At 47.9% G+C, this 12,273-nt stretch carries 9 protein-coding genes and 1 pseudogene; 2 read left to right on the top strand and 8 right to left on the bottom strand.

Translation table 11 applies throughout. The features are described 5' to 3' along the window. Window positions 1–371 precede the first annotated feature (371 nt). On the top strand, window positions 372–1,931 hold the full coding sequence (locus tag KDM89_RS10565; protein ID WP_212687905.1) for a sensor domain-containing diguanylate cyclase: 1,560 nt from the start codon (window positions 372–374) through the stop codon (window positions 1,929–1,931). A gap of 12 nt (window positions 1,932–1,943) precedes the next feature. On the opposite strand, the gene KDM89_RS10560 is transcribed toward KDM89_RS10565, so the two are convergent. From KDM89_RS10560 to KDM89_RS10535, 6 genes are all read right to left on the bottom strand, one after another. Next, the gene (locus tag KDM89_RS10560; protein WP_212687904.1) at window positions 1,944–2,423 is read right to left on the bottom strand and encodes a DUF4405 domain-containing protein; all 480 of its coding nucleotides are present in this window, start codon (window positions 2,421–2,423) and stop codon (window positions 1,944–1,946) included. A gap of 36 nt (window positions 2,424–2,459) precedes the next feature. Then, window positions 2,460–3,284 carry an FAD:protein FMN transferase gene (locus KDM89_RS10555; RefSeq protein ID WP_212687903.1) on the bottom strand — a complete coding sequence of 275 codons (825 nt, stop codon included), beginning with the start codon at window positions 3,282–3,284 and terminating at the stop codon, window positions 2,460–2,462. After that, window positions 3,281–3,832 (bottom strand): FMN-binding protein, encoded by a 552-nt coding sequence (locus KDM89_RS10550; protein WP_212687902.1) that lies wholly within the window; start codon window positions 3,830–3,832, stop codon window positions 3,281–3,283. Before KDM89_RS10550 ends, KDM89_RS10555 begins: the two co-directional genes overlap by 4 nt. Next, the gene (locus KDM89_RS10545; protein WP_212687901.1) at window positions 3,832–5,172 is read right to left on the bottom strand and encodes a hypothetical protein; all 1,341 of its coding nucleotides are present in this window, start codon (window positions 5,170–5,172) and stop codon (window positions 3,832–3,834) included. Before KDM89_RS10545 ends, KDM89_RS10550 begins: the two co-directional genes overlap by 1 nt. Before the next feature lie 55 nt (window positions 5,173–5,227). Next, the gene (locus KDM89_RS10540) at window positions 5,228–6,310 is read right to left on the bottom strand and encodes a cytochrome-c peroxidase (protein ID WP_230427805.1); all 1,083 of its coding nucleotides are present in this window, start codon (window positions 6,308–6,310) and stop codon (window positions 5,228–5,230) included. A 931-nt stretch (window positions 6,311–7,241) separates the two neighbouring features. Beyond that, window positions 7,242–8,219 carry a cache domain-containing protein gene (locus KDM89_RS10535; protein ID WP_212687899.1) on the bottom strand — a complete coding sequence of 326 codons (978 nt, stop codon included), beginning with the start codon at window positions 8,217–8,219 and terminating at the stop codon, window positions 7,242–7,244. Between the two features lie 76 nt (window positions 8,220–8,295). On the opposite strand from KDM89_RS10535, the gene KDM89_RS10530 reads away from it, so the two are divergent. Then, on the top strand, window positions 8,296–9,972 hold the full coding sequence (locus KDM89_RS10530) for a sensor domain-containing diguanylate cyclase (protein ID WP_212687898.1): 1,677 nt from the start codon (window positions 8,296–8,298) through the stop codon (window positions 9,970–9,972). A gap of 85 nt (window positions 9,973–10,057) precedes the next feature. On the opposite strand, the gene KDM89_RS10525 is transcribed toward KDM89_RS10530, so the two are convergent. Beyond that, window positions 10,058–11,653, bottom strand: a complete 1,596-nt coding sequence (locus KDM89_RS10525) for a methyl-accepting chemotaxis protein (protein ID WP_230427815.1) — start codon at window positions 11,651–11,653, stop codon at window positions 10,058–10,060. A gap of 375 nt (window positions 11,654–12,028) precedes the next feature. Beyond that, window positions 12,029–12,273: pseudogene (locus KDM89_RS22475) on the bottom strand (integrase core domain-containing protein); the annotation flags it as partial.

Here is a 12,273-nt window from a genome sequence, read left to right as displayed (position 1 = left end):
CATCGTCCAGAGCAATCACTTAGAGCCCGATTTTCGATTTCTGCGTTTGTATTGGCTGCGACCGTAAAGTATCTAGAGAGGATGGGGCGATTCTTACACATGTTGAGCTCCGATTGTTCCGCCGGTCTCAAAACTCTGGTAAGACCTGGCACTGATTGGGGGGGCAATACAAATGGAACATTTGCAGCGTATTTATTCGAACCAATATGCTCATTTTCTAATCTTTTTTGATGAGTTGCGTTGGGTAAACATGTAAAATATTGATGATATAAAAACATGTCGGAACTAGATTGAAACCCACTTTCTGCTAGTAGAAGTGGTGCAGCTCGGTTTGGAGTGAGCTTCCAAATAGCGTATAGCTTGAGATATCCATGCACACGCAAATTTTACAAATTCAAAACTTCGATTCAAAAATCTCAAGAAAGAGTCTCGTTAGCTTAACAAGCTTGTTTGTCATATTCGTTTGTATTTCTATCTTGGGAATCGATGCTTGGAGAAGCTGGTCTGCTCGTGCAATTCAACTTCGTGAAGCAGAAATTGCCACAGCAAATATGTCTAAGGCGATCGCTCAGCATGCTGACGATACCATCAAATCGGCCGAAATAACTATTTCGGGTATTGTGGAGAGGGTGGAGCGCGATGGGGTAAATAAGAGATCACTCGAAAGGTTACATCTTGTCTTTCAAAGTCGTGTTGAGGAACTTCCTCAAATCAAAGGGCTATTTGTCTTTGATAAAAATGGAAATTGGCTTGTTACTTCTCTTTCTAATCCACCGTTGAATTTGAATAATTCGGATCGAGGCTACTTTATTTATCACAGGGATAATCACAATGATTCAACATATATCGGAGATCCTATTCAAAGCCGTTCAAGTGGTTCCTGGGTAATTACTGTCTCAAGAAGAATTAATAACCCTGATGGGAGTTTCGCAGGAGTTGTTCTTGCCACATTGGATATTAACTATTTTAATAGATTTTATGATAGTTTTAATATTGGCGAAAACGGTGCAATCGTTCTGGTATTAAATCGGGGAATTATGTTGACTCGTCGGCCAGTTCTGGCTGACTCCATTGGTAAGAATATGTTGACTACCACGGTCTTTAAAGAAAGCAGTGTCAATCCAAAGGGGACATTTGTCGTAAAATCGGCACAAGATGGCGTTGTCCGTTTGAATGGATTTCAGCGTCTTAGCAAATATCCATTGTTTGTTTCAGTCGCGCTTTCAAAAGATGAGGTTTTGAAAGAATGGCTTAATGACACATATTTGCATTTAGTAACTGTTGCAATGCTAATTTCCGTCCTGGCTGCATTTGGTTATTATGTTGTTAAGCAAATGAAGCTGCGTTTAAGCGCTGAAGTGGAAATGCTTAGAAGTCAGGCGGCGTTACAAGCATTGAATCAGACCTTAGAGCGTCTTTCGTTACAGGACGGATTAACAGAACTTGCTAATCGGCGGAACTTTGATATCACCCTAGAAGAGGAATTTAGCAGGGCTATTCGAAATTCCACTTCATTGGCACTGGTTATGATAGACGTCGACCATTTTAAACAGTACAACGACCTATATGGACATGCACAAGGCGATGTTTGCTTAAAAAAAATTAGCGCTGCAATTAAATCGTGTCAAAGCCGCGCTGGTGATTTAGCTGCTCGATATGGAGGTGAAGAGCTAGCGGTCATTCTTCCAACCACTGATATTGACGGAGCAGTTGCAGTTGCGGAGAAATTTCGACTAGCAATTAAGAATTTAGGGCTTTTGCATTCTGGAAACGAAGCAGGGATCGTAACAGTAAGTGCTGGTGTTCAAGCCATGATACCTATTAAAGACTTAAATAGTCCAAGTGAGTTGATTCGGGCAGCTGATCAAGCACTGTATGCGGCGAAACATTCCGGGCGAGATCAAGTTTGCGCTGCAACCAGACCAACATGACAAAAAGTAAGGCTAAGTTTTTTGATTCCGGCCACAAACTATGTGAAGATAAATCACCAGAGGTAAAAACAAGCCGCAAATAGCATGTAGCCACGACCAAACCTGTCGGCTGTTTTCTGCTGCCAGATAATACAGACCATAGGCACTGAGGCTGACAATCAGCAACAGGCTGATCAGCGTCCAGCCGCTGCGCCGGTTACGCTGTGCCTGATGGGCGCGGCGTATATGCTGCAACAATAAACTGCCCCACAAAAACAGCCAGAACCACAGTAAGGCGCCGTGCAGTTGCATCAGCGGATGTTCGGCTGGATGCGGCACTTCGCCGAATTCGGTGACTGTGCGTAACAGATAACGCACGAACAGCCAGACGGCGCCACTGATCCACAAGCCGGCCAGCAAAGCGTACAAGCTGTAGCGGTGCCAGCGTTCGATCCGGAAGCGCGGCTGTGCGCGCTGGGCTGAAGAATGCAGACTGGTTTTATGGTGACGCATGGCAGGTGAAGGACGACAAAGCGCGGCTGGCAAAACTCAGATTATAAACGCCTGCGCCTGCATCTCTGCCAGCAAAGGATGCTGCGCATCGCCGCTGATTGCCACTACCTTGGTCAGCGCATCCGCAACCATGGCGCTGTTCGCTACCACGGTCACACTGCGGCCATCCGGCTTAACCAGCTGACCTTGCGGAGTCACCAGCGGCTGCCGCCAGCCTTCAGCGGTTTCGCGGGCTGAAAAATACGCTGCCGACGTCGCCAGCGCCTGATCGCTCAGGGCCAGCTGATACGCAATCTGATCCGGCTGCTGCGGATGACGCAGATAAAAGGTTTGCGTACCCAGGCAACGTGCATCGCCACCGGCATTCACAATCGCGTTCTGCACACCGGTTTGCTGCAGTACGCTGATTGCACAATCGACTGCATAGCCCTTGGCGATGCCACCGAGATCCAGCCAGTGCGCACGGGTCTTTTGCAGGGTCTGTGCATCCAGCCAGCGCCAGCCACAATCGCTGAGCGACATCAGTGGCGGCATTGCTGTCTGTGGCAGCGCCGGTAAAAATCCGTGTCTGACCAGTTGTGCCGCGATGCTGGCATCGAACAAGCCCTGACTGCGCTCAAACAGCAGACCAGCCAGTTGCAACACCGCAGCCAGATGTGGCCCGGCAAGGTGGCAGGCACCGGCGGCTAAGCGGTTCCAGCACGATAATTCACTGGCCGCATCATGAAAACTCAGATCACGCTGCACCTCCGCAATAACGGTAAAGGCGGCAGCGCTGAGCCGGGCAAAGTCCGTTTCAGCGATATCGGGGATAGAAATGTCGACCAGTGTGCCCAGCCAGGGCTGAGCACGGCGCCTCATTTGCGCAACGCGACCTGTACAACTGCCGCGATGCGACGCACGCCATCGGTCACGTGGGTACAGGACAAGGTGGCACCACTGATATTCGCGATGCCGTCACCGACGCTGAGACCGCCTGCCGCCGTTTTACCGGCAAACTGCTTACGCCAGTTGGCATTGCGGATTTCAAAGCCGTGACTTTCGCGGTAAGTCAGAATCTCAATCTGACGCACGGTCGCATCCGGCTGCAGCGCCACCGCGTAAGAGATCAGTTCAAATTTGCCGATTACATCATCCAGCACCACGTAGCCGAGTAATTTCTCGTCTTTGTACGCCGCGACCACGCGCCAGTTCACTGAACGGGCGGGCACACCAGCCAGCTTTTCCACCTGTTTCATTTGTTCGCCATTCAGTTGCAGCGGCTGAGCGCGGAACTGATTAGCTTCCGGAAACATTTGCTGTTGCGCCTGTTCCGGCGTCAGATACTGGGTGGCGAACGCGGAACCCGCCACGCCGGCCAGCGCCAGCGCGGTAACGGGTAATAAAACCGGTGTCAGTCGGAGTGTCATCAGAAGGAATAACCTACGCCAAGATTGAAACGATCGCGGCTGTTATCCTGATTAAACTTCTGGTAATCGGCTTTCAGCACCACGCCATCCGTGATTTTAAAGCTCAGGCCCAGTGTCGTCACGGTTTCTGTTGCCAGCGGAGCGATACCAAAGCCTGTCACCAGACCTTCATAGGATTTAGCGGTGTTGAAGCGCTCATAACGCAGGAAAGGCAATACGGTGTAATCGCCCTGTTTCCACAACTGATACGCTGCCTGTACATACCAGCCGTCAAAGCTGGACGGCACCGGTGCCGGCTGACCCGCCAGCGTCTGATTCAGCACAGCGGTATTGCTGATACTGCCGCGTGAAAACAGTGCGCTGAGATCCAGCTTGCCCGGATTGTAGCGACCGTGAATTTCCCACAGCGTCAGGCGTGCATCATTGCCTGGGAAATCAGCAGTACCGTGACCCAGCTTGCCGGTAAATACCGAACCACCGACCAGTACACCCGGAATGCCACGGTAATTCAGCGCGCCGTGCACACTCAGATCACGCGACTTGGCTTGCTGACCTTCCTGATGAATCGACGCCAGCGGCGATTCGCGTCCCTCAGTTTTGGTCGCATCCCATTTATTCAGATTAAAGCCGGTCGTCAGGCCCGCATCCCAGCTCAGGCCATTGTCCAGCTGACCGGATAAACCGAAACCGGCTTCACGCCAGGTGGTCGGAATAATCGTGGTTTCAACAAGATTACGGTGCACGCCAAAATAAGCGGTCGGCTCATGGCTGGTATTCATAAAGCCAACCGGCATCAGGAATAAACCGGCTTTGGCTTGCAGGCCCGGCATCAGTTCGTGTTCGACATAAGCCTGCTCAACCGCGACTTCGCCGCTGTCATCTTTGGAAGTGACTGCATGCTCAACTTCCAGTTCCGCCACCATTTTGATTTTTTCATTGAAACGGTGCGTTGCACCCAGTACCACCCGCGCAACATCGGTTTGCGCCTGATCGGATGCGTTTTTCGGACGGGTGTACGCGACTTCACCGTAGCTGCTGAGGCGGGTTTGCTGCACGGTCTGGCGCAATGCGGCAACCTGCTCGACGACATTATCCGGATTCGCTGCAGCCACTTGTGCACGGCTGACCTGCGCTGCCGTATCACTGGCGGCTTTCGCTTCCGTCTGTGCTTTCTCAGCTTTGGCGCGGGTAGCAGCCAGCTCAGCTTTGATCGCTTCCAGTTCCGCTGCCAGCTTATCAATTCTTTGTAACAGTTCTGCTTCGCCTGCGTGGGCTGGCATGCAGATACCGGCAGCCAGCATCGCCGCCAGCAGGGTTTTATTCAGTGTACGAAAGTTCATGTTCAGATTCCCTGAGAATATTTTATTAACGTATATTTATTTTATCGTTTCATGCTTACGGCTTATAGCCATCATTCAGCGTCGCAAGAAAGACCAGTACATCGTCCACTTCCTGCGGTGATAATGCCGGTGCCATCCCGCGTTTGCGGTTGTAAGGCACTTCGCTGGTGTTTACATTGGCGGCATACAGCGCCGGTACATCGTTGAATTTGATCACGCTGCCGTCAGCCATCAGCGGGAACCAGTTTTCCGGATTCGTATCGCGGGTCACATAAAAATTCACGGCATCGCGCAGGCTGGTGATCACACCATTATGGAAAAACACTTTGCGGGTCGCGACATTGCGCAGCGTCGGCACTTTGAATTTACCGCACAGCGCCGTATTTGCAGCCAGATCCTGACGGTTCGGGCCGCATAACCCTAAATCATAAAAATTTGCATCGGCATTTGCAGCCAGTTTCAGATTACGCGGCACACCCAGATTATCGTAGGTGTAATCGGTGAATACCGGCAGGCTGCCGTCGCTGCCACGTGCACTGACATGGCAAGCGGCACAATTCCCTTTTTGCGGATTATTAAACAGTGCCAGTCCGCGCAGCTCTGCATCGCTGAATTTGGCTTTACCGGCCATGAAGTAATCGAATTTCGAATCATAAGGATGGAAATCCGGATCTTCTTTCTGATACTGCTGCAGCGCGAACAGGATACGTTCAAACGCAGCATCGGTCTGACTGAAGATCTGATTACCGAATACGGCTTTAAATTCTGCAGCGTACGCAGCGCGCTGCAGCTTGGCTACCACATCGGCGCGATCGGTATTCGCCATTTCGTTAGCTGCCAGCAAAGGCGCTTCCGCCTGCTTTGCCAGCGTATCGGCGCGGCCGTCATGGGTGAAACCTCCGACAAAATCGCCTTCGGCATTTTTACCGAATGCCGGTGTCAGATGCAGATAGCGCAGTGAAGGCACGGCGCGCAAACCCTGCTGATCCAGATTCGGCCCACCGAGCTGCACCGCCAGATTGTTGGTTTGCGCATACGCTGCTGAGGGATCATGGCAGCTCGCGCAGGACATTTTTCCTGAGGCAGACAGCGACGGGTCTTTAAAGATTTTTTCACCAAGACGCGCAGCAGCGCTCATGTTGTCCGCATCACCGGCTGCAACTTGGCTAGGCGCACTTCCGCCTCCGCAGCCTGTAACCAGCATTATTAAAACGAAGCTAAAAATTGAATTTTTGAAGTTGGGTTTATAGGTTGGCACTCTGCTTGAAAAAGTGTAATTTTTTTGATCGGCCATTATTAGGGGAAATTGTTGTTGAAATTCAGTTAATGCGAATGATTATCATTTTAATCCCTAATGGCAAGCGCGACAATCATTTTCAACTCGTGCTTGTTTGATTGAGCTCAATTTGAGTAAGAGTGATTCGCAGCTTAAACAACGGAATATAAAAAATGTCGCGTTTGCTAAATGGATTCGGCGAGAAAGTCGATTTGCGAAAATAATCTTCGTTGAGGTACTGATAGGAAATATAAAACGATGCAATATTTGAGGATATGTGATGTTCGAATATTATCTGCGACGGATCTCTTTAGAGATGTGAATTAAAAATTAGGCCGATAATTGCGTCTGGTGCGTAATTTAACGATAAACAGTTTTTGATCAAATTCATGATCTTCGGCCTGACAGAATAAGTATCGGTCAAGAGTGAATGGCTGGGCACCATGACCGGTTTTTAGGTGATCATAGTAATCGCCCGATATTCCCAGTAAATGGCTTTTGGAAAGTAGGCGGCTCCATTATTTGAGGAAAAGAAGCTGAGAGTGGGTCATGATGCTTTTCCGAAGCCCTCAGATTTTCAACTTGGTTCGCTAGGAGGGCTGGGAGCGTAATAGCTGTGATTTAATCCCCCTGTCTGTTGTAGGGGATGACGTGCTTCGCCGCTGGCTATGTCAGCAGGAAACAGAAATATACTATTGTTTATCTAAAAGGATTGTGAGGGGCTTGGCGGCTGGTCTTTGCATCATGTAGGCATATTTAAATGTTCGACCAGAAGTGTAAGTTCGACATTACTTTATGTTTCTGTGTCTCGGGATTTTACAGCGATTAATTTGGTCAAGTAATCCATAAGCCACCAGATAATTGCAGCTCCAACCAGAAGCGTTGCTCCAAACACGATAACCACTTGCAAGATATATGCGCGCGTTGGCTTAGCGCTTTCTTCAAGCGGTATGCCGATGACAACATTCCAGTGGCATAGGGGGGATTTGCTAAATGCAGTCATAACTAGAATGCCATCAAGCGTAATGTCGTCAAACGCGCCTTCGCTATTTGAATGTAATTGATCCTTTAATTTCGGCAACACTGTACGTCCTGTAAAGTGTGCAGCTTCATGTGTACGTGTCACAATGCGCCCCTGATCATCAATAATGGCAGCTCGCCATCCAGCAGGTAGGCGCTGCGATCTAAGAATCTCATTCAGTGCATCAGGCGTATAAATCGCGCTCAGGGAATAGACTACTTCTCCGTCTATTCGTATTGGAACGGATAATGCGTAAATAAACTGGCGGTCAATCGGGCTTACAAACAAGCTGGAGACGCCCGGGAGCCCGGTTGTAAATGTACGTTCTAATAACGGCGCATTACTAAACAAGGGGAGGGTGGTACCGTAAGGACGTTTCGTCGATAAAACCATTTTTCCGTTACTTTTTAGCAGGACAACCGTACTCGCCCCCAAATCTCGGGCGGACATTCCAGCTCTACTGTGGAAATCTGCTAAATTTTGATCATCCCCCAACCCTTGATTTGCCAGTGTCTTCAACACTGCATGGGTCCGCATAAATTCCCGATCAATTACCGCCATGATGGTACGAGCCTGAATAATTGCTGTTGTACGGACATGCCGATCTTGCTCTCGGAGCATGTGGGAAAAAAGTAACGTTATTCCCGTGATCAAGGGCAATAGCGCTACTAGCATAAGAACTACGAGAAGTGTTCGCAGTTTTGAGAGTTTGGATGAAAAAAGATTCAACGGAACCACCACTAAAGTCATTGACGCTAGTTACTCATACCACTTTCTGCATTAAAGTGTAGCAGAGTATATATGCCAAACGAAAATAGTTATTAAAATGAAAATTTCGTATTTTTATCGATTCAGCTTTCGAACTCAGCTCGCAATAACCTTTGGTATCGTCACTTTTGTTGTACTGGTCACCGCAAGCTTGATATTTGGATTCTGGTTTGTTCGACTACATCAAGCATCTATCCAAAACGAGTTACAAGCGCGAGTTCATGCGGCGTCTGAGCTAGTAATGCAGAGTCTCAAAGACCGAACTGCTGAAATTATTGATCTCTCTCGTACTCCGGACCTCCTCAAATCCGAGGATGCAATTGCTCAGTTGCAAGATCGGATGAACAATAAACGGGCTCTCAAATCGGAATATGCTTGGATGGGAGTTGCTAATCCAGATGGCAAAGTCATTACTGCCGCGGGGAAAATGTTACTTGGGAAAGATGTAACGAGCCGCGATTGGTTTAAGGTGGGGCGGACTGCCACTTGGTTAGGCGACGTACATGAAGCAGTCCTGTTAAGCCGCTTGCTTCCCCGCGAAAATGAAAACGAGCCGTTGCGTTTTATTGACATTGCTGCTCCTGTACAAAATACAAAGGGTGAGCTTATAGGTGTATTGGGGGCGCACCTTCATTGGAGTTGGGTCACGACATTAGCCGAATCGGTGCTTCCTGAAGATGCTTCTGTACGTGAAATCCAGGTATATATCCTTAGTCGTGACGGCGTGACGCTATACCCCTTTGCTGACACAGGAAAGATTTCATTCCGCCAGAATGAAGATCTCAAGAACTCTGCCACTGAAATCGTGTGGAGTGACAGCAAAGCCTATGTCACGGCACAGATTGGTTTGCCACAAACGCCAGAGCAGCATTTGGGATGGCGTGTTGTACTTCGCCAGCCTGTAGAGGTTGCTTACGCGCCATTGAAAACCCTGGCGTTGCAGATGATCGTCCTGACTTTGGCTATGGCGATTTGTGCAGCGTGGCTTGCCTATCGAGTAGCCGCTTTTGTCAATGCTCCAATTGCTTTGCTCGTTCAGGCGGTTCAACGATTGGGGGTAGATACAAACCAAGTTGATGTGCCAAAACGTTTACCGCAAGAATTACGCACACTAGCCGATGCCATCCAGATAGCATCCACAGATTTGACTGCCAGCCGGCAGGAACTCGTTGAAGCCAACGAGATGTTGGAAAGGCGTGTTGAAGAGCGTACCAGAGAGTTAGAACTGGCAAATGATGCATTGGCACGTCAAGCTATGACGGACGGTTTAACCAATGTTGCAAACAGACGCGCATTCGATATGAAACAGTCTGAGTTGCACGCGCTATCAGCGCGAACTGGGCAAGCCTATGGTTTATTGATTATTGATGTTGATCACTTTAAACAGGTTAATGATAACTACGGGCATCACGTGGGCGACCAGGTGCTAGCAGCAATTGCCTCAAAAATTACCGCATCAATACGTACGACGGATTTCGTAGCAAGATATGGTGGCGAAGAGTTTGCAGTAATGTTCTACCCAGTAACCACTCCCGATGAACTTGCAGAAGTCGCTGAGAAGTTGCGTAAAAATGTTTCCCAGTTCACTTTTTCCACAGTGGGACATGTCACGATCAGCCTTGGTGGTTGCATGATTTCCGGTGGTTCTATTGATCGAGAGTCCGGACTGAAATTTGCTGATGGAGCTTTGTACCAGTCGAAATTGGCAGGCCGTAACCGATATACATTAGCATGAAAAAAGCACTCTTGATCTTATTCGAAAAAGTATATTTATCAAGGAGTGCTTGGTAAACTTGAGTTTCAAAAGTGTTCTTGAACACTTAACTTGAAATGGTAGTGGTCTTAGATATTGCTTTTGTTATATTATTGCGAGTATTGAAAATGGCGACTGTTTGAAGTAGCTCAGAAGCTTGTGCACTTAGGCTGAGTGTTGCTGCAGCCATTTCTTCTACCAGTGCGGCATTTTGCTGTGTCGTTTGATCCATTTCCGTTACTGCCCGATCAACCTGAGCTACACCCATAGCCTGTTCTTTACTGGCGGTGCTGATTTCCGAAATTAATGCGCTAACGCCCTTGATTGAATCTACAATTTCGGCCATGGTCTTACCAGCATCATTGATCATGATACTACCTTGTTCAACACGTGCCATATTGGCATTAATCAGGTCTTTAATTTCTTTTGCCGCCGATGCACTACGGGCAGCTAATGATCTAACTTCGCTTGCGACAACTGCAAATCCACGTCCTTGCTCGCCAGCACGTGCGGCCTCTACAGCGGCATTTAGCGCAAGAATATTAGTTTGAAAGGTGATGCCATCAATCACGCCGATAATGTCCGCAATTTTTTTGGATGAAAGATTGATTTCATCCATTGTGCCAATAGCTCGACTGACAACCTCTCCACCTCTGGCTGCAACAACCGAGGCATTGCTTACCAGTGAGTCTGCTTGTTGGGCGTTTTCGGCATTATGACTGACTTGGGAATTGAGTTGCTCCATTGATGCAGCGGTTTCTTCTAATGATCCGGCCTGACTTTCTGTTCGCGCGGACAGGTCCTGATTTCCTTGAGCAATCTCTCTGCTTGATGTCGCAACATTTTCAGCGCCGTGCCGGACTTGTGAGACAACATGCGCCATACGATCTTGCATTTCTGCAATCGAATTAAGGATGCTATTGGAACTCAGTAGTTTGGAGCTGTCAATTGCTTGTAGATCACCATGAGCGATGCGGCCAAGAAGCTCATTTATCAACTCAGGTTCTTCACCAAGTGTTTGGCGTATGTTCCTGAAAAGCATTAATCCGAGCAATGCGGACAAAGTCAGAGAAAAGAAAGCAGTTAAAGCTAGGATCAATTTTTCCGTGTTTGCCGTTGATGTTGCTTCATTGATAAATAATTTGATTCTTTCGTCAGTAATGCTTTCGTAGTCATTGATCGCTTGCGTCAGCTCGGAAAGGGTTGGTGTACAAATTTCTTGAATTTTTTTTACAGCCTCAACTTTTCTACCGCCTTGAAGGTCGTCAACTATTTCTTTTGCGACGGGTCTGTATCTGGTTTCGACCGCTTTAATTCGTTCAATACTGTCAATTACATTTTTGGGAAGTTGAGCAGCCTTCGCAGCAGCATCTAAAGCTTCTAAATTTTGCTTCGTGTCAGCTTGGTATTTTTCAAATTCTCTGAATGCAACTAATAATTGTGCTTTATCCTCTAATATTGTAGCGTTTCTGACTGCGATCGCTCGTCCATCTGCGGATCGTTTTAGGTCGCTGGCGATTTCGAGCCTATGTAAAATACCTTGAGTAAATAGAGTTAGTTTGTCATTAATAGAGCTGAGAAAAAAATAGGAAGATGTCCCAAGCAGGATCACGCAGAAGTTACTAATGACAAGTGTACCGAGCAAACGAGATTTGAATTTCATTTTCACAACAAGCCTCCTTAAAGAATTCGAATCGGATATCTGGTGAATTCTGGAGCCCGTTTGAAATAGTAGGTTCCAAGTGATATTGGCATATTTTACTACTAACGTACAGGTAATACGCTGTGAGCTTCCCCTGAAATTTAGCTCCCCAAAGGTAACGTAAAATCAACGAAACTTTGGAAAGACAAATGATGAACAGGATACTCAAAAAAGCTTATACGACCATGTTTAAAGAGCTAGCCGTCAAAAGTGTAATTGACGGTTAAGCGGTCACAGTCGTCGTCAAAGAACTGGGCTTAAGTGACCAAACACTGCGTAAGTGGCTCAAAGCTGCATCGAAAGTTAAATTGAAGGGTGCATGTAAACCTCCCCTAATCAGTGCCAGGTATTACCAGAGTTTTGAGGCTGATGGAACAGTCGGTATTCAACAGGTTTCATCCCGTTGAGTGAATCATACGGGCATTGCTCGTTGTAATCGGTCATTCATTGTTCTGTTCGCTCTTTCACCTCCTGCAAACTCCTGAACACGTACATATCCAGCACACCTTGCCGGTAACTGCAGTTTAAACGTTCAATGAAACCATTTTGCATTGGCATGCCCGGCTCAATAAATTCCAGAT

The sequence above is a fragment of the Cognatundibacterium luofuense genome, assembly GCF_018139685.1.
Classification (GTDB): domain Bacteria; phylum Pseudomonadota; class Gammaproteobacteria; order Burkholderiales; family Burkholderiaceae_D; genus Undibacterium; species Undibacterium luofuense.
This window is presented reverse-complemented; position numbering and strand designations above follow the sequence as displayed.